Annotated in this window: 15 protein-coding genes; 8 read left to right on the plus strand and 7 right to left on the minus strand. The window is 66.9% G+C overall.

Annotated features, from left to right (window positions below):
- Positions 1 to 172: 172 nt before the first annotated feature.
- A complete protein-coding gene (locus tag FMP39_RS08720) occupies positions 173 to 631 on the minus strand; it encodes a hypothetical protein (protein ID WP_228557812.1) in 459 nt (152 codons plus the stop codon).
- A gap of 426 nt (positions 632 to 1,057) precedes the next feature.
- Between FMP39_RS08720 and FMP39_RS08725 the strand changes: the two genes are divergently transcribed.
- The 5 genes from FMP39_RS08725 (at position 1,058) to FMP39_RS08745 (ending at position 5,054) form a co-directional block, all read left to right on the plus strand.
- Entirely contained in the window at positions 1,058 to 1,240 is a 183-nt protein-coding gene (locus tag FMP39_RS08725) for an SDR family NAD(P)-dependent oxidoreductase (protein WP_255508468.1), read from the plus strand.
- Positions 1,241 to 1,446: 206 nt separating this feature from the next.
- Positions 1,447 to 2,382, plus strand: coding sequence for a LysR family transcriptional regulator (locus tag FMP39_RS08730; RefSeq protein WP_228557813.1), 936 nt, complete (start codon positions 1,447 to 1,449; stop codon positions 2,380 to 2,382).
- A gap of 234 nt (positions 2,383 to 2,616) precedes the next feature.
- On the plus strand, positions 2,617 to 3,777 hold the full coding sequence (locus FMP39_RS08735; protein WP_368667060.1) for an NAD(P)-dependent alcohol dehydrogenase: 1,161 nt from the start codon (positions 2,617 to 2,619) through the stop codon (positions 3,775 to 3,777).
- 16 nt (positions 3,778 to 3,793) lie between these two features.
- The gene (locus FMP39_RS08740) at positions 3,794 to 4,561 is read left to right on the plus strand and encodes a glucose 1-dehydrogenase (RefSeq protein ID WP_141589498.1); all 768 of its coding nucleotides are present in this window, start codon (positions 3,794 to 3,796) and stop codon (positions 4,559 to 4,561) included.
- Between the two features lie 148 nt (positions 4,562 to 4,709).
- Positions 4,710 to 5,054 (plus strand): cyclophilin-like fold protein, encoded by a 345-nt coding sequence (locus FMP39_RS08745; RefSeq protein WP_141589499.1) that lies wholly within the window; start codon positions 4,710 to 4,712, stop codon positions 5,052 to 5,054.
- A gap of 9 nt (positions 5,055 to 5,063) precedes the next feature.
- Here FMP39_RS08745 and FMP39_RS08750 read toward each other — a convergent pair whose 3' ends face one another.
- On the minus strand, positions 5,064 to 7,526 hold the full coding sequence (locus FMP39_RS08750) for an arylsulfatase (RefSeq protein WP_141589500.1): 2,463 nt from the start codon (positions 7,524 to 7,526) through the stop codon (positions 5,064 to 5,066).
- 263 nt (positions 7,527 to 7,789) lie between these two features.
- Here FMP39_RS08750 and FMP39_RS08755 point away from each other — a divergent pair, with 263 nt between their 5' ends.
- The gene (locus tag FMP39_RS08755) at positions 7,790 to 8,014 is read left to right on the plus strand and encodes a heavy-metal-associated domain-containing protein (protein ID WP_141589501.1); all 225 of its coding nucleotides are present in this window, start codon (positions 7,790 to 7,792) and stop codon (positions 8,012 to 8,014) included.
- A 199-nt stretch (positions 8,015 to 8,213) separates the two neighbouring features.
- Here the strand turns inward: FMP39_RS08755 and FMP39_RS08760 are convergent, their stop codons facing one another.
- The 5 genes from FMP39_RS08760 to FMP39_RS08780 all read right to left on the minus strand — a co-directional run bounded on the left by FMP39_RS08760 (position 8,214) and on the right by FMP39_RS08780 (position 15,131).
- Positions 8,214 to 8,849, minus strand: coding sequence for an RNA polymerase sigma factor (locus tag FMP39_RS08760; RefSeq protein ID WP_141589502.1), 636 nt, complete (start codon positions 8,847 to 8,849; stop codon positions 8,214 to 8,216).
- A 59-nt stretch (positions 8,850 to 8,908) separates the two neighbouring features.
- Positions 8,909 to 10,231 (minus strand): multicopper oxidase family protein, encoded by a 1,323-nt coding sequence (locus tag FMP39_RS08765; protein WP_141589503.1) that lies wholly within the window; start codon positions 10,229 to 10,231, stop codon positions 8,909 to 8,911.
- A gap of 43 nt (positions 10,232 to 10,274) precedes the next feature.
- Positions 10,275 to 11,735, minus strand: a complete 1,461-nt coding sequence (locus FMP39_RS08770) for a TolC family protein (RefSeq protein ID WP_141589504.1) — start codon at positions 11,733 to 11,735, stop codon at positions 10,275 to 10,277.
- 542 nt (positions 11,736 to 12,277) lie between these two features.
- Positions 12,278 to 12,658 (minus strand): cupredoxin domain-containing protein, encoded by a 381-nt coding sequence (locus FMP39_RS08775; protein WP_011553456.1) that lies wholly within the window; start codon positions 12,656 to 12,658, stop codon positions 12,278 to 12,280.
- A 187-nt stretch (positions 12,659 to 12,845) separates the two neighbouring features.
- A complete protein-coding gene (locus FMP39_RS08780) occupies positions 12,846 to 15,131 on the minus strand; it encodes a cation-translocating P-type ATPase (RefSeq protein ID WP_141589505.1) in 2,286 nt (761 codons plus the stop codon).
- Between the two features lie 353 nt (positions 15,132 to 15,484).
- Here FMP39_RS08780 and FMP39_RS08785 point away from each other — a divergent pair, with 353 nt between their 5' ends.
- Complete coding sequence (locus tag FMP39_RS08785) at positions 15,485 to 15,940, plus strand: cupredoxin domain-containing protein (RefSeq protein ID WP_141589506.1); 456 nt, start codon at positions 15,485 to 15,487, stop codon at positions 15,938 to 15,940.
- Positions 15,941 to 16,151: 211 nt separating this feature from the next.
- Positions 16,152 to 17,504, plus strand: coding sequence for a multicopper oxidase family protein (locus FMP39_RS08790; protein ID WP_228557814.1), 1,353 nt, complete (start codon positions 16,152 to 16,154; stop codon positions 17,502 to 17,504).
- Positions 17,505 to 17,532: the final 28 nt, after the last annotated feature.

The raw sequence follows: 17,532 nt of genomic DNA on the forward strand, positions 1-17,532 counted from the left end.
CCATCAGCAACCGCCCGAGCTGGTTCTTCCCGGTGCCCGTGGAGCCGCAGCCTTCGCGAGGACAGCCCGGCGCATGACGTCGTCCTTCACCGGCTCCCAGTCGCGGCGCAACGGATGCTTGCGGCTACGGCCCAGGCGGGCGGCGATCATCGGGCTGCGGGGAACCCAGGCTTTACTGGTAGTCGGCCCACTGTCTGTCATTCGGCGACGAGTTGGTCGAGCGCGTGAACGTCGCGGTCTTCCCCACCGCGTCCGCATAGCCGATGGTCCGGTCCAGCGTGCAGAGAAGCGCGTCGTTGCCGTCCACCTTGAGGCCTTCGCAGGTCATCAGGTCGCCGAGCTTCAACGAGCGTCCACTGACACTCCAGGTGCCGGTGCGTTTGAACATGCGGGAGAGAGGAATCTCGGCGGTGTAGCCATTTGAACGCACGGTCCCCGCGCCCTCGGCGTAGTAGAGGATGAAACTCTTGTCTTGCTTCAGAAAGGCGGTCGCGGCGAACAGGTTGATGCCATCCCGCTGGGCGGGGAACGCAACCGCGCCACCCGGGGCGCCAGCGTATTTCTCATAGGCGAACTGTGCGTAGTACTCGCTCGCGGGCCTGCCATTCACCGTCGTTTCCGTGACAGGCACCTCCTCTCCATCTCCATCTCCATCTCCATCTCCATTTCCATTCGGATTGGACGGCTCCGAGCCACCTCCACAAGCAACGAGAAGGGCCCCGAGGGAGAGTCCAGCAAGCGCGCACGGCCAACGAATGAACGACGTATTCACAGGATGAATCCTTTGATTCGTGGATTTGCTTTCGCGAGCTGCGGCCCTGAACTCGCGGCCCCAACAGCGCGAAAATGCCGACGAGCACCCGCGAGCGCCATCAGCCCCCGTGAGACCGCGCATACGGCGAGTTAATTCACGCGAAACTCACCACTCAGAAGATTTCACACTTTGAGAATGTGACAAGGAGAGGCGACTACCGCACGCGCTCGATGCGGTGCTTGCGCCCCTTGATACGCCCCTCGCTCAATCGCGGAAGGGCCAGTCGCAATCAACCTCCGAGGCGTGTTCCTGGGGATGAAGCGTGTCGTGCCGGTCATGCTCCGCCAGGGCGGTGGCGCGATCGTCAACACGTCGTCGAGCGCCGGCATCATCGGCATCGCGGGTCAGGCGGCCTATGCCGCCACCAAGTTCGGCGTCATCGGGCTGACGAAGAGCGCGGCGCTCGACTATGCCACAGCGCCTTGATGGCGCGCCGCTCGTCCATCGCGCAGTAGCCCTCGGCGACCTTCTCAAGCGGCAAGGCCATCGGCGTCGGCTCGGTCACCGCCTGCACGCCTCGGTAGGGCCATGCATATCGGCACGAACTCCGTGAAGACGCTGGTTACGGATGGGCTGTTAAGCTGGAGTTGACAACCACTGCTCGGCTGGAAATCTAAATTGCGGACCCAATCGTGACTACGTCCGTGTTCCCCCACCTCCAAGCCTTCCTTGCCGTCGCTCGGACGCGGAGCTTCAGCGCCGCTGCTCGTGACCTGGGTATCTCACGCTCCGCAGTGAGTCAGAGCGTGCGCTTGCTCGAAGGGAAGCTCCGGGTCCCCCTCGTCGCACGCACGACGCGCAGCGTGTCCCTCACCGAGGCAGGGAGGCGCCTCGTCGAGTCCGCAGGCCCGGCCGTCGCACAGGTTCAAGCGGCGCTCACGGAGGTCACTGCAAAACCAGGTGAGGTGGTAGGCCGCGTACGATTGACGGTGCCCCGCTCCGCGTTCCATTTCGTGATTGAGCCCGTCTTACCGAAATTCCGAGAGCGGCATCCACGTATTGAGGTCGAGGTCGTCTTCGAGGACCGAATGGTCGACCTCATCAGCGAGGGGTTCGACGCGGGCGTTCGTCTGAATGAGAATGTGGAGCGCGACATGGTGAGCGTCCGTCTCACCGACGCCTTTCGGTTCATCGTCGTTGGCTCGCCCGCATATCTAAATAGGCACGGAGCTCCAGAACGCCCCGAGGACCTCCTCCGTCACGAATGCCTGACCTTTCGCTCAGCCACGACGGGCTCGCTTTATGCGTGGGAGCTCGAACGCGGTCGCCGGACGTGGCGCGTACCTGTGCGTGGGAGCCTCATCGTCAACGACGGTCTCATTTGTACCTTGTGGGCTGAGCAAGGGATGGGCCTCGCGTATGCCATGGAACCTCTGGTCAGCGAGCAACTCCGCCAAGGAAGTCTGCGGCGCGTGCTCGAACCGTACGCCCCGGTCGTTCCTGGCTTCTTTCTCTACTATCCCAGCCGCACACAGAGCTCCCCTCCACTTCGGCTCTTCGTCGAGACGGTTCGCGAGCTGACACGGAAGCCGCTCGTGGCAACAAGACAGCCCGGCCCCCAGGGGTGAACGGTTGCTCGACACCGAGCGCGTTGGCGACGACTGGGGATTGTTAAGCGCTGCTAACCAGCCCATGCGGTACTCGACGCCTAGTTCGGCGGCGAGCACGAGCGAATATTGGTGTGGTTGCGGCGACAAATGAGCCGTTCACGCGGTGGAACCCCACCCCCATCCTTCTGAACGGAGAAACCGATGAGTGCCTCAAAGCAAACTGGTGAACCCCACTCCCCCGAGAGGAGGAAGGTGCTCCTTGGCCTGGCGACCGCGCCGCTCGCGGCATGCGCGGCGGTAGGTGCGGGAGCTCGCACGGACGCCAGCCCGGCAGCCGTCGGTCCAACCGGGGCCGCCACGGTGAAGGGGCCATTTCCAGCAGAGGGCATGGCCGCTTATTCCCCGAGTGCCCCTCTCAAGCCGATGCAATTCCAACGGCGCTCCCTGGGGCCGAAGGATGTCGCGATTCAGGTGCACTACTGCGGCATTTGCCATTCTGACATTCACACCGCCCGCGGCGACTGGGGCCAGATCCAGTACCCACAAATCGTCGGCCATGAGCTCGCGGGCGAAGTCGTGGCTGTCGGCTCGAGCGTCAGCAAGTTCCGAGTCGGCTCGCGAGTCGGCGTGGGAACCATGGTCAACTCCTGCCGCCATTGCTCGGAGTGCGAGGCAGGTCGCGAGAACTACTGCCTCAACGGCAACACGCAGACGTACGGCTCAAAGGACCGAGACGGGTCCATCACTCAAGGCGGCTATTCGACATTCGTCGTCGTGGACGAAGACTTCGTCATCAACATCCCCGACGTCATCGACCTTGCGGAGGCGGGGCCGCTCCTGTGTGCAGGTATCACCGTGTACTCCCCTCTTCGCCACTGGAGCGTCTCCTCCGGCAAGAAGGTCGCCATTATCGGACTGGGCGGCCTCGGTCACATGGCCGTGAAGTTCGCGAAAGTGATGGGCGCGGAGGTCACCGTCTTCACAACCTCGCCGGAAAAAATCGACGACGCGAAGCGCTTCGGGGCAACCAACGTCGTTGTCAACAAGGACGGCGCCGACTTTTCTGAGTTCAAACACGCGTTCGACTTCGCGCTCGATACGGTTCCATACCGACACGATCTGAATCGCTTCGTTCCGCTACTGAAGCGGGACGCGACCTATTGCAGGGTCGGTGTGGGAAAGACCGTGAACACCGTTGACGTCGGCCAGATGAGCCTCGTCCTGTATCGCAATGCCATCGCCGGCTCAAACACGGGTGGCATCCGTGAAACGCAGGACATGATCGACTTCTGCGCACTCAACAACATCAGGCCCGAGATTGAAAAAATCCCCATGACGGGCATCAACGAAGCGTGGCCCAAAGTCGTCGAGAAGAAGGCTCGCTATCGCTTCGTCATCGAAACCAACAGGTAGAAACAGAGGAACAAACATGAATCCCACATACGACTTCAAAGGCCAGGTAGCACTCGTCACCGGCGCGAGCTCTGGAATGGGCCTCGCCACTGCGAAAGCCTTCGCGGCAGCCGGGGCCTCAGTGGTACTTGCAGATGTCAATACGGCGGCCCTCAAGTCGGCTGTCGACGCGCTGACGTCGGCCGGTCATGCCGCGATCGGGGTCACCTGCGACGTATCCGACGAGGACCAGGTCGCCGCCATGGTCAAGCGGGCCATTGATGCCTATGGCCGGTTGGACATGGCGTTCAACAATGCTGGCATCCAGGCGCCTCCCACGGATGCCGCGGATGAGCGCGGTGACCTGTTCGACAGAGTCAACGGAGTCAACCTTCGGGGGGTCTGGACCTGCATGAAGCACGAGCTCAAGCAGATGCGCCAGCAAGGCAGCGGAGCTATCGTGAACTGCTCGTCGCTCGGAGGCCTTGTCGGCCTGCCTGGTCGAGCGGCCTATCATGCGTCGAAGCACGGGGTCATCGGCCTTACGAGAAGCGCTGCGCTCGAATACGCGCCCCGAGGCATCCGGATCAACGCCATCTGTCCGGGAACCATTTCGACCCCCATGGTCACGGACATGCTGGCCAAGGGTGAACTGGAGCTCGAAGGGGCCATCGCGAATCAGCCAATCGGGCGCTTGGGCGAGCCCGAGGAGATTGCAGCCTCAGTGCTCTGGCTTTGCAGCCCCGGCGCAAGCTTCGTCATTGGCGTGGCACTTCCGGTCGACGGCGGATATACGGCGCGCTGAGTCCGCAGGAGACACCGGATTGCATCGACCAGCAATGAGAATACTCAGACTCGCGCTCTTCTCTCTGCTCGTTGGCTGCGTTTGCGCGAACCAGGTACCACCGCGGACTGACGACTCAAACGCATCTCCAAACCCGTCGTCTACCCGCATGCACATCAGGGTTGGCTCGGCGGTTTTTGCCGCCACACTTTACGACAACGAAACACTGACGGGCTTCAAGTCGATGCTGCCGCTTACATTGAAAATGACCGACTTGAATTCAAACGAGAAATATCACCACCTTCCAAGCCATCTACCCATCGACGCATCGAAACCAGGGACTGTCCAGACTGGCGATCTCATGCTGTACGGGTCCAACTCTGTGGTGCTATTTTATAAAACGTTTTCCACGCCCTACAGCTACACGCCAATGGGCAAGGTGGACGACGCATCGGGGCTCGCTGCGGCATTGGGCGCGGGCAACGTGACGGTCACCTTCGAGCTACGAAGGTGAGCGTGCTCCTCACTGCCGGGCCATCGCCTGGGTGACCTGAGCCTCCGTGTGGCGTGCGGGCTCCAACGCCGCCTCCGGATGCAGGTCCACGGTGACTTCGACGACCTTGCCCGTAAAGGCCGCGAGCGGCTCATACTCGTCGGTCACGGGCGCTCCCTTGTCGCAGCCGACGTCGAACGTCTCGTCGAGGCTGTACATGAACGCCATCGTCTGCGGAATCCTGCCCTCGGCGACCCACTTGCCGTCCACCGCGAGGCGGCCCATGCCTCCGGCGCCGTAGATGACGGGCTTGCCCGTGTCGGTTCGATGCTCGGGCTGGATTTCGAACTCGAAGCGGAGCGTGTGGCGGCCCGGACCGAGCTTCTGCGGTGCACGGATGTATGTGTAATCGACGGCGGCGAAGTTGTAGCAGAACGTGGGGACGCCGCCTTTCAGGTAGAGGGACCACCCGGCGGTGTCGCCGCCCATCACGACGATGGGACCCTCGGCGCCCTGCTCGGGGATTTCAATCTCGGCGGTCATGACCCAGGAGCGGTTCTTCGTGTCGGGCGCCGCGGCCTCGGGAATCCGTACCGCCCCCAGCCCGAATGAGAACCGCGTCCGTTTCTTGGCCAGCTCGGCCCGGCCCAGCAGGCGCTCCTGGAACCGGTCATCGAGCGGGAGCACGTTGTAGCGGCCGGCCTCGGCCCACCACAGGCCGACCAGATGAATCATCCGCTTCACGGCCGGGTCATCTTGCTTCAGCAGATCCCGCTGCGCCATGAGGTCGTGGCACTCGGTCGGGTCCTTCTCGAGGTCGTAGACCTCCCAGTGGTCCTCGTCGAAGGACCAGGCCGCATGGTTCTCCCACGGCTTGCGGCCGTGGTAGGTGACGGCCTTCCACTTCCCGTTGACGATGGCGCGGTTGCCCAGCATCTCGAAGTATTGCGTCGGGTGATGCGTGGGCGCGTCCGCGTCGTCGAACGAGTAATTCATCGGCACGCCTTCCATCGGCGCCTGGGAGACGGAGTTGACGACGGCGGGCGCCTCAATCCTGGCGGCCTTCAGGATGGTGGGGACGATGTCGATGACGTGGTGGAACTGCGTCCTGATTTCACCTCGGGCCTGGATGCCCTTGGGCCAGTGCACCACGAGGGGATTCCGCGTCCCACCGAAGTGCGTGTACTGCTTGCAGAGCTTGAACGGTGCATTCATCGCCAGTGCCCACCCCACCGGGAAGTGGTTATAGGAGCCCGGCTGCCCGAGCCTGTCGATGCGCTGGAGGTTCCCCTCCAGCGTCTCGACCTTCTCGGGGCGCTCCGTGCCGAACGCGCCCTCGTTGAAGAGGCCCGAGTTCGTGCCCTCGCCGGAGCAACCGTTGTCGCCGATGAACACGAAGAGCAACGTGTTGTCGAGCTGGCCCGACCGCTCCAGGTACTCGACGACGCGCCCAATCTGCGCGTCCGCGTGCGACAGGAAGGCGGCGTAGACCTCGGCCATCCGCGCGAAGAGCCGCTTCTGGTCGTCCGACAAATCATCCCACCTGGGCACGCCTTCGAGCATGGGCGCGAGCGCGGCGTTGGCCGGAATGACGCCCAGTTGCTTCTGCCGCGCCAGCACCTGCTCGCGATAGCGGTCCCACCCCATGTCGAACTTGCCACGGTACTTCTCAATCCACTCGGGCCAGACGTGGTGGGGGGCGTGGCAGGCGCCGAACGCGAGGTAGGCGAGCCACGGCTTCTCGGGCGTCAACGACGCATGGTTCGAGATGAAATCGACCGTCTTGTCGGCGAGGTCCTCCGACAGGTGGTAGCCCTCCTGCGGCAGACGCGGTGGGTCGATGGCCTCGCGCCCCGCGTAGAGCTTCGGGTACCACTGGTTGTTGTCACCGCCCATGAAGCCGTAGAAGCGGTCGAACCCGAAGAGCGGCCCGTCGGGCCACCGGTCGAACGGACCGGAGGGGCCGGACTCCTCCGACGGCGTGTTGTGCCACTTGCCGAGCGCGAACGACGCGTAGCCGTGCTGGTGGAGCATCGCGCCAATGGCGGCCTTGTCCGGCTTCTGGCGCGCGTCGTAGCCAGGGAAGCCGGTTGCGAGTTCGGTGATGTTGGCCATGCCAACCGAGTGGTGGTTGCGTCCCGTCAAGAGGCACGCGCGCGTCGGCGAGCAGAGGGCCGTCGTGTGGAAGTTGGTGTACCGGAGACCGTTACCGGCGAGCCGCGTGATGTTCGGCGTCTCGACCAGGCCGCCGAACGTGTCACACGCCCCGTAACCGACGTCGTCGAGGATGATGTACAGGATGTTCGGCGCCCCCTTCGGCGCCTCGGGAGGCACGGGGAAGGCCGGCTCGGACTCCTCCCATGTCCTGCCAATGCGGCCGGGGAAGCGCTCCCCTTCGTGGTACGTCTTCATTCCACCGGAGACCGCCGCCGACTGCCCGTCGCCGCCCTGCTGCCCCTCGGACGTCTTCCCCTTGCCACTCTTCCGCGCCATGTCGGGCCTCCCCCTCTCCCCAGGCAAGGTTGAGAGCACAGGACTCCTCTGCAACCGGACCGTCTGTCGCAGGCAACAGGCGCTCGGGGCGCCCAGGCAGGCGCGGGCGCGCTGGCCTGGAGCCCTAGGGGGTTTCACACCGGTTGTCGGCAGTGCGCTCGGCGCCGCGCGGGTGATGCGCCGCGCGACTGTAAGGACCCGCGACGGTCCGCGTCTCCCTCTTCGAGCCGGCGATGAACGCCGCTTGATGATGGAGCCACCCGATGAACCCGAATGATGAAACCCTCCTGAAGATCGAGGGAATGTCCTGCCGGTCCTGCGTCAGCCACATCAACACCGCGTTGCGGAAAGTCGAAGGCGTGCAGGACGTCAACGTGCGGTTCGAGCACCGCCAGGTCCTCGTGAAACACGACGCCGCGACCGCGAACGTCAACATCCTCATCGAGGCGCTCCGCGACGCCGGGTACGAGTCCGCCCCCACCGCATGAGCTGCCCCCGTGTGCGGACGGGCCTCCTTGCCCGTCCGCACCACCAGCCCCTCCCCACACCCAGTCCCTCATGTAAGCCGCCGTCGCGGCAATGACAGCCAGCCTGCGCGTGATGCCCAGAAGGACTCGGGCTCCGCGCGGCCTGGCTGCGCTCATCCATTGGAACAGCCGGGCATGTCGCTTGGGAGCCGCGGTCAGGTCATGCCTTCGCGCTCCCGCAGCCCCCGGCCTTCTTCTCGGTGCCCTGCGTCGCGCACGTGCAGTCCAGACAGCCGTGCGAGGCGCACGTGCCGCACGAAACCTCCAACTGTTTCTTGAGCGCCTTGCGAGCACGGTGCAGTCGCACCGCCGCGTTGTTGGACGTGATGCCCGCCTCCAGGGCGAAAGCCGGGACGCTGACGCCCTCCACCTCCACACGCCGCAGCGCCTCGGCATACTCGGGCTTGAGGGTGCCGGCCAGCCGGCCCACGCACTGGCAAACAGCCTGCGCCAGTTCCGCTTCCGGTGCATGGCCCTCCTCGAGCTCGCTGGCCAGCGAAGCCAGCGCGCGCTCCGTCGTGCCACGACGCCGGTAATGGTCGATGACCGCGTTGCGCAGCACGCTGTAGAACCAGGCCATCAGCGACTCATCTTCGCGGAGCGCCTTCGCCTTGCCCATGCCACGGACGAACGCATCCTGAAGGATGTCTTCCGCCACCGCGCGGCTCCCAACCCGACGCTCGAGGAAGCGCAAGAACTCCCGGTGGTTCTCCACCAGACTGGAAATGACGTCGGCGGACAGGGGCCGCACCACGCCATCGGTCTCCGCACCCGCTCCCTGATTCATGTCACTCATGCCGTTCAGGTACAGGGACGGAGGACCTGGTGCAAGCCGTCCTCCGCCCCCCTTCGCCATCAACCAAAGCGCACGTCCGGATTGATGCCGTCCGCGTCCATGCGCACCGGGTCGGCCTTTTCCGCCACCGTCCCCTTCGGGTGCACGTACCAGCCGCTCCCATCCTCGGTGTCCGGGTTCTCGCGGACCTTGAGGAGCGTGAACATGCCGCCCATGTCGATGGGGCCGAAGGGCCCCTTGCCGCCCTTCATGGGAATGCTGTTGGCCGGCATTGGCATGCCCATCTCTTCCATGCCACCCATGCCATCCTGCCCCATCGTCATGTACCCCGGCACCAAGGCCTGCACCCGCCGGTCGATGGCCCGTGCGTCAGCACCCAGCGTCACCGGGGCCGCGTGTCCCATCTGGTTCATCACATGGTGGGTCATGTGGCAGTGCATGGCCCAGTCCCCCGGTTCGTCCGCGACGAACTCGATGACCCGGGTGCTCCCCACCGGCACCAGGATTGAAGTTTCCGGGTAGCGGGCGGACTCGGGGACGAAGCCCCCATCCGTCCCCGTCATTTCGAAGGACAGGCCGTGCAGGTGAATGGGGTGGTGGTCCATGGCGGACAGATTCCCCAGGCGGATGCGCACGCGCTCCCCGCGCCCGATGACGAGCGGCTCGGTGGCCGGGAAGGCCTTGGAGTTGAACGTGAGGACATTGAAGTCGCTCATCGCGTTGGGGTCCGGCCGGCGCATGCCTGGCAGCACCTTCCACTCGTGCGTCATCAGCGCGAAGTCGCGGACCACTCTCGGGCCGCGCGGACGCTTCGGATGGACGATGAACATGCCCATCATCCCCAGCGCCATCTGGGTCATCTCGTCGTAGTGCGGGTGATACATGTACGTGCCCGGCTGGTTCAGCGTGAACTCGTAGGCGAAGGTTTCTCCGGGGGCGATGGGGCGCTGGTTCAGCCCGGACACGCCATCCATGCCATTGGGAATGATGAGCCCGTGCCAGTGCACGGTGGTCGGCTCGGGCAGCCGGTTGGTGACGTAGATGCGAAGGCGGTCTCCCTCCACCGCCTCGATGGTGGGCCCTGGCGTCGAGCCGTTGTAGCCCCACGCTTCCACCTCCAGCCCAGGGGCGAAGGTGTGCTTCACGGGCATGGCCACCAGGTGGCCCACCTTCACGCCCCCCACCTTCCTCCAGGGCAGCGTGGAGCCGTTGGGCGTGGTGACGGCCACCTGCCCGCCCGGAGCGACGATGCTCGGCGTCCTGGCGCGTGCGCTGACGGGCGCGGAAGGCACGGCGTGGGACTGTCCTTGCGCGAAGGCCTGGCTTGCGACCAGCGTGCCCCCAGCGAGTGCGCCGAGCTGAATGAACTGCCTGCGGTCCATGGTGGTGTGTCCTCTCAATGTCGAAGTGCGGTGAATGCGAAGGTCAGTGCGCGTCCGCCGCGGCGGCCGGACCGGAGCTCGCGCTCATCGACGAAACGCGGATGGAGCCCAGCTCCAAGCCTTGGTGACGGCCCGCCAGGAGTTGCTCCAGCGCCGAGCGGGCGCGGTGGTAGTCGAGCAGCGTCTCCACGTAGGTGCTGGCCGTGTCCGTCACGGCGGCCTGGGCACGCAGCACCTCGAAGACGCCCACCTGCATGGCGTTGTACTGAAGCAACGTCTCGTCGAGCACCTGGCGCCGGGCCGGCAGGAGCACGTCACGGACGTGCCGCGCCCGTCGCTCCGTGGACTCCACTCGGCCGCGGGCCTGGCGCAGCGAGGCGCGGATGGCGGTGGCCGTGGCCTCGTAACGGGCCTTCAGGGACTCGCGCGAAGAAAGGGCCGCCATGCGCACGCCCTGCTTGCGGTCGAACAGCGGCAGCCCCACCGTGAGGTGCGCCCCCATCTCCCACCGGTCCTCGTCCTTCTCGCCGTGGAAGCCGCCGGACAGGTGGGGCAGAAACCCCTCCGTCCGCGCGAGCCTGTGGCGCCGGTCGGCGGCCTCCATCCGGCCGCGCAGCTCGGCCAGGTCGAGGCTCGCCTCGATGGCGCGCGCCTCCAGCCCCTCCCCCGAATCCAGGTCGTTGACTGGGTCGGCCAGCGGCGAATCCACCGTCCACTGCGTGCGGGGACCGAAGAGGCCCAGCAACACGTTGAGGGCCTCGCGCGAGTCCAGCAGTGCGTTCTCGGCTTCGGCCACGGCCAGGCGCGCGGACTCCACCGCGGACCGCTCGGTGGCCACCTCCAGCGCGCGGACGTTGCCCGCCTTCTCCAGCTCCACCGCCGTGCCGTAGCCCGCCTGTGCGACCTGCAGCGCCCGGTTGCGCAGCTCCAGTTGCTGGTGCCGGGCCTGGACCTCGTAGAAGCCCAGGCGCGTGCGGTAGGCCAGGTGCAGCACCTCGCCCGCCGTGAGTGCGCGCTCGGCCGCGCGCTCGGCCTGGGCCACCCCGCGACGCTGCGGCAGGAGGATGAGCTCGGACAGGTCGTACTCGAGCCCGATGTCCCCTTGCAGAGGCTCCCCGCCACGGGTGGGCTTTCGCACCTCCAGCTCCACCTCTGGATTGGGAGGAAGGCTCATCTGCACCAGGTTGCCAGTGGCGACGCCCAGCGCGTGCATCGCGGCGCGCAGGTCGCGGTTGTTCAGCAGGGCGATGCGGACGGCCGTGTCGGCGGTGAGCGGCTGGGCCAGCAGCGCCCGCACGGCCGCGTCCGCGTCCTCTCCCCGGAGGGCCTCGCTGGTGAGCCCGGCCATCGGGTCCCCAGGCGTCCAACGAGCGCTGAGCGTCGTGTGCACGTCACGCGCATCATTCGCCAGGGGAACGGTGACGCATCCCCCCAATGTGAGCATGGATGCCACGAGCGTACCTGCGGCGGGCCGCTTCCAGCGTGACGATGACCAGGTCTTCATGGTGCCTCTCTCTCCGTCGCGGGCGGCTAGTGCTGGTGATGGTCGTGGCTGGGGGCGGGACTGCCGGCATCCGGGGCGCTCTCGGAGTGCCCCCCGTGTCCATCGTGAGCGCTCCCCTGCTTCGCGCCATGCCCCGTGTGCCCACCGTGGCCAGAGTGCCCACCATGGCCAGAGTGCCCAGAGCTATGCCCCGTCGCGTTGCCTTGCCGGGCGGTGCCACCATGACCGCCTGTGTGCCCTTGATGGCCCGCGTGGTCGTTCCCCTGGACTCCGTCGTCGGAGGCAATCCCAGACGGCGCGCGCAGCGGATCGGCATCTGTCAGCACAGCGACCAGATTCGGACGGGGGGCCTCCGGCGCACGCAGGGAAGTGGGCGACGCGGAATCCTCGTCGAGCGCGCTCCAGGGAGCGGCGGCGCAGGCGGTGAGCGGAGACAACAAGGAGAGGACGAGGAGCTTCTTCATGATGGGATTCCTTTCGGAGCAGGTGACCGGCTTCGGCCCCTTGGACGCGGCAGGGGCCGGCGACTTACATGTCCGGGCTCAGACCTCTGCGATGAGGCGGCCGCGCAGCATGCTCATGCCGCAGGTGAAGTCGTACGCGCCGGGCGTGAGCGCGGGCAGGTCGATTGTCACCACGCGTCCGGTGGGCAGCGTGCGCGAAACGCCGAGGTCGCCGAGCACGATCTGCTCCGAGCACGCGGAGCGGTCCGTGCGCAGGACGTTGAGCTTCACCGGCACGCCCGCGCGCACCACGATGCGGTCGGGGCGGTAGCCGCCGTCCACCATCAGGTCCACTTCCTGCGCGCCGCCGACCTCGCTCCGGGCCCGGGTGCGCTGGCGCGGGCCGAAGAAGAACAGGACGGTGGCCGCCGCGGCCAGCACGCTGCCAGAGACGACTCCCACTTCGATTGAATCCAACATGACGCTCTCTCCCTGGACGCAGGTTCCACGCGGCGGGCCAGGGAGCAGGTCGCTCCCTCATGTCCACCGCGTTCACCCCTGTTGACGGGTCAGGCGCCGGGCTCTTACAGGTGCCGTGAATGCACGAACGCCACGGTCCCGAATGGAGGACCGTGGCGCCGTGGGGACTTCGTGAGGAAGGTCTGGCTCAGGCCGCCTGGGGCGCTGGCAGGCGCAGGCGCCGCAGACGCAGGCTGTTGAGCAGCACCGACACACTCGACAGGGACATGGCCACGCTCGCCAGCATCGGTGACAACAGCCAGCCTGTCAGGCCGTAGAGCAGCCCCGCCGCTACCGGGATGCCAAGCACGTTGTAGAGGAAGGCCCAGAACAGGTTCTGTCGGATGACCCGCATCGTGGTGCGAGCCAAGCCGAGTGCCGCCGGCAGTCCTCGCAAATCGGAGCGCAGCAGCGCGACGCCCGCGGCATCCCGGGCCACGTCCGTCCCCGTCCCCATGGCAACGCCGAGGTCCGCCTCCGCCAGGGCCGGCGCGTCGTTGATGCCATCCCCCACCATGGCCACGCGCCGTCCCTCCGCCTGGAGCGCACGCACCACATGCGCCTTGCCGGACGGCAGTACACCGGCGAAGACCCGGTCGATGCCGAGCGCGCGCGCCACCCGCGCGGCCGGTCCCTCATGGTCGCCCGTGAGCATCACCACGTGCAGCCCCATGCTCCGCAGGGATTGGACCACCGTGGCGGCCTCCTCCCGCTCAGGATCCGCGATGCCGATGGCGCCTACCCAGCGCCCGTCCACCGCGATGAGCACGGGCGTCTGCCCGTCCGCCGTGAGCACTCGCTCGGCGTCCTCGCTCCCGGACACGCCCTGTCCGTCCAGCATCCGACGACTGCCCACGAGCACCCTGCGCCCGCCAACCTGGGCCTCCACGCCATGTCCCGGCGTGGCGGTGAACGACTCCGGCGTGCCGACCTTCAGACCCCGGTTGGCGGCCTCGGACATGACGGCACGGGCCAGCGGATGCTCGCTCGCGGACTCGGCGGCGGCGGCGAGGGTCAGCACTTCCTCCTCCGTCATGCCGCTCGCGGTGAGGACGCGGACCACCGCCGGGCGCCCCTGGGTCAGCGTGCCCGTCTTGTCGAGCACCACGGTGTCGATACGGCTCGCGCCTTCCAACGAAGCGGCGCTCTTCACCAGCACTCCGAGCTGCGCCCCCCGCCCCATCCCCACCATGAGCGCCGCGGGCGTGGCCAGTCCCAGGGCGCACGGGCAAGCGATGACCAGCACTGCCACCGCGTTGAGCAGGGCCATCGTCAGGCGCGTCTCCTCGGGGGCCAGGACGAACCAGGCCGCGAACGTGGCGATGGCGATGAGCAGCACCACCGGAGTGAAGACGCCGCTCACCACGTCCGCGAGGCGCGCGATGGGCGCCTTGGTGCCCTGGGCCCGCTCCACCACCTGGACAATCTGCTGGAGCGCGGTGTCACTCCCCACCTTGGCCGCGCGGAAGACCAGGCGGCCCGTGCCGTTCATCGTCCCGGCGAAGACCTCCGCGCCCGCCGCCTTCTCCACCGGCAGGCTCTCCCCCGTGAGCATGGATTCGTCCACCGAGGAGGCCCCGTCCACGACGGAGCCATCGACGGGGATGGACTGCCCCGGACGCACCACCACATGGTCCCCCACCCGCACCTCGGCGAGTGGAACCTCTCGCTCGACGCCATTCTCCAGCACGGTGGCGATGGAAGGGGCCAACGCCTGAAGCCGCCGGATGGCATCCCCTGCCCGGGTGCGTGCTCGCGATTCCAGGAAGCGCCCGAGCAGCACGAAGGCAATCACCGCGGCCGCCGCCTCGAAGTAGATGGGAGGTGCGGCTCCGTGCCCCTCATGACCTCCGTGGTCCCCGGCGACGATCAATGTCGGCCACACGGTGGCCACCACCGAGAAGATGAAAGCCGCGCCGGTCCCGAGCGCCACCAGGACGTTCATGTCGGCCGACCTGTGCCGCAACGCGGCCCACGCCGCCCGGAAGATGGGACCACCGCTGTACGCCATGACTGGCAGCGTCAGGCCGAGCTGCACCCAGGTGGAACCGGTGAAGTCGAGCGCTCCGTGGGACATGGCCAGCACGACCACCGGCAAGCCGAAGAGCACGGCCACGGCGAGCCGGCGCCGCAGCCCTCGCTCCTCCGCGGCGTCCGTCTCTTCAGCGGTGGAAGCCTGCGGCACCTCGGCGCGATAGCCAGCGTCGGCCACCGCATCGGCCAGTGCGCTGACGGACGTGGTCCGAGCGTCGAAGAGGACACTGGCCCGGCGGGTGGCGAAGTTGACGCTGCACTCCTGGACCCCCTCCACCTCGCTCAGAGTGCGTTCCACGCGGCGCGCGCACGCGGCGCACGTCATACCCGACACGGCGAGGTCCATCCGCTCCAGGGCGCCCGCGGGAGACCGGGACGAGGCTGCTTCAACGGCATTCATGGGGCTTCCTCCTGCCCGCGAGCTAGCGGGTCACCCCACTGACGCACCTCCCCCAAAAGGCTTACACCCGCGAAGAGGTCCAGCCGCGGTGGCCAGCGCCTCGTGCGCCACCCGCAGCGTCCCGGCCATGCACGGCACTTCACGGCTCCGTGGAACGACGCCGCTTCACGCTCCACCTGTGACCGTGACGGTTACAGCGAAACCCATCCGGGTACTCCGAACAGGTGCCGCGCCACGGCAACCCCGCATGAACAGGCGCGTTCAGTCCTCGGCACGCGTTGTGCTCCGGCGGACCGAACTCACAGGATGCCGGACATCCCCGAGGGCATCCTCACTCTGGGAGCAACCAAGCGATGAAGAAGAGCCTGATGGGACTCCTTGCTGCACTCCCCCTGATTGCCGCGGCCCCCGCGGTCGCGTGTGACGAGCACGCCAAGCACGGCGAGCACGCCAAGCACGGCGAGCATTCCGCGCACGAATGCACGGCCAAGAAGGCCGCTGCGCCCACACAGAAGCCCGCCTCGGCCCCGGCTACCAGGAATGGCGTCCAGACCGTGGACCTCACGGTGACCCCCAAGGGCTTCGAGCCCTCGAACGTGAAGGTGAAGGCGGGGCAGCCCGTCCGCCTCGTGGTCACGCGCAAGACGGCCAAGACGTGCGCCACGGAAATCGTCATGGCCGACCTGGGCATCAACAAGCCGCTCCCCATGGACACGCCGGTGACCGTGGAGTTCACCCCCAGCGAGTCGGGCACGCTGCGCTACGCCTGCGCGATGGACCACATCAGCGGGCTCGTCACCATCCAGTAGACCGCCGTTCCGGGCAGGCTGCGCGCCGAGGCCGCGCGCCTGGGGGGCCGGGCCACGCCACCACGGCGGCCTGGCCCCCTCCTCGCCCGCAGCTTCCATCCATTCGTGAAGAGGCTTCATGCATCGCAATCGCTGGTTCCTCGCGGCAGCTGTCGTTGCCGTCCTCGCAACGCTCGCGGCACTCGGCCTTGGCCAGGAGGATGACGCCGCCATGGCGACGCTCCGGCAGCCGCGCGCGGCACCGCCCTACCCTGAAGACATCCCGTCCACGGGCCACGTGCGCGAGTTCGACCTCGTCGCGGCCCCGACAGCCCTCCCGCTCCTGGATGGCCGGAGTCTGGAGGTCTGGGCCTACAACGGCCAGGTCCCCGGCCCCACCCTTCGCGCCAACCATGGCGACACGGTCCGCGTGCGATTCACCAACAAGCTGCCGCAGCCGACGACCATTCACTGGCACGGCATCCGGCTTCCGAACGGAATGGACGGCGTGCCCGGGGTGACCCAGCCTCCCATCCCACCAGGGGGAACCTTCGTCTATGAGTTCAAAGTGAAGGACGCAGGAACCTACTGGTTTCACCCGCACCTGCGCGGGAGCGAGCAAGTCGAGCGAGGGCTGTTCGGCGTGCTCATCGTGGAGGAACAGAAGCCCGGCCCTTTCTCACGCGAGCTCGTCTGGGTGCTCGACGACTGGCGACTCGACGCGGGTGGCCAGATTGACGGCCGATTCAACACGCGCCACGACCTCGCGCACGACGGCCGCTGGGGGCAGATCTCCACGGTGAACGGGACTGTCCAGCCAGAAGTCCCGCTGCAGCCCGGCGAGCGAGTGCGGCTGCGGATGGTCAACGTTGCAAATGGGCGCGTGTTCGCGCCCTCCTTCGAAGGGCTGGGCGCATCGGTCATCGCGATCGACGGGCTGGCCACGGACCGGCCGCTGCCGGCCTCCCGCTTGGAGCTCGCTCCAGGGAACCGCGTCGACCTGGACTTCACCGTTCCCGAGGCGCTGAGCAACCCGCGCATGGAGGTGATGGACCACTTCACACGCAGGCCGTTCCCTCTCGCAACGCTGGTGGTCTCTGGAGAGGTCGTGCGGCCGCCCGAAGTGGCAGCAGTTGCTCCGCCCCCGAGCCCTGACCTCTCTCCAGCGCGTGCACTGCAACCCGCGGAGACCTTCCGGCTGAATGCGAGGCGGGGAGGCCCCTTCGGCATCGAGTGGACCATCAATGACGAGGCGTTCCACCACGAGGGGGAGCATGCCTCCGCGCACCACAAGGTCTACCGACTCCCTGCCCATCAATGGGCCACGCTGCGTTTCGTCAACGAGTCCTCCCGCCTGCACCCCATGCACGTGCATGGGCAGTTCTTCCGCGTGGTGGCGCGCAATGGCGCATCGGTGGACGAGGGACACTGGCGCGACACCGTGCTGATTCGTCCAAGGGAGACGGTGGATGTGGCGATGTTCCCGCAGGACGTGGGGGCCTGGATGCTCCACTGCCACATCCAAGAACACGCCGAGGCCGGGATGATGACGCTCGTGGACGTCCATGCGGAGGGTTCCCACTAAGCGAGCCACGCCATTCCAAAAGGGCCGC

The sequence above is a fragment of the Myxococcus sp. AB056 genome (assembly GCF_006547365.1).
Taxonomy (GTDB): Bacteria; Myxococcota; Myxococcia; order Myxococcales; family Myxococcaceae; genus Myxococcus; species Myxococcus virescens.

Bases quoted from the DNA above. Each gene is read 5' to 3' on its own strand.
- FMP39_RS08770 (WP_141589504.1), bottom strand. From the start codon at position 11,735: ATGAAGACCTGGTCATCGTCACGCTGGAAGCGGCCCGCCGCAGGTACG.
- FMP39_RS08780 (WP_141589505.1), bottom strand. From the start codon at position 15,131: ATGAATGCCGTTGAAGCAGCCTCGTCCCGGTCTCCCGCGGGCGCCCTG.
- FMP39_RS08755 (WP_141589501.1), top strand. From the start codon at position 7,790: ATGAACCCGAATGATGAAACCCTCCTGAAGATCGAGGGAATGTCCTGC.
- FMP39_RS08745 (WP_141589499.1), top strand. From the start codon at position 4,710: ATGCACATCAGGGTTGGCTCGGCGGTTTTTGCCGCCACACTTTACGAC.
- FMP39_RS08765 (WP_141589503.1), bottom strand. From the start codon at position 10,231: ATGGACCGCAGGCAGTTCATTCAGCTCGGCGCACTCGCTGGGGGCACG.
- FMP39_RS08785 (WP_141589506.1), top strand. From the start codon at position 15,485: ATGAAGAAGAGCCTGATGGGACTCCTTGCTGCACTCCCCCTGATTGCC.
- FMP39_RS08750 (WP_141589500.1), bottom strand. From the start codon at position 7,526: ATGGCGCGGAAGAGTGGCAAGGGGAAGACGTCCGAGGGGCAGCAGGGC.
- FMP39_RS08760 (WP_141589502.1), bottom strand. From the start codon at position 8,849: ATGAGTGACATGAATCAGGGAGCGGGTGCGGAGACCGATGGCGTGGTG.
- FMP39_RS08740 (WP_141589498.1), top strand. From the start codon at position 3,794: ATGAATCCCACATACGACTTCAAAGGCCAGGTAGCACTCGTCACCGGC.
- FMP39_RS08790 (WP_228557814.1), top strand. From the start codon at position 16,152: ATGGCGACGCTCCGGCAGCCGCGCGCGGCACCGCCCTACCCTGAAGAC.
- FMP39_RS08775 (WP_011553456.1), bottom strand. From the start codon at position 12,658: ATGTTGGATTCAATCGAAGTGGGAGTCGTCTCTGGCAGCGTGCTGGCC.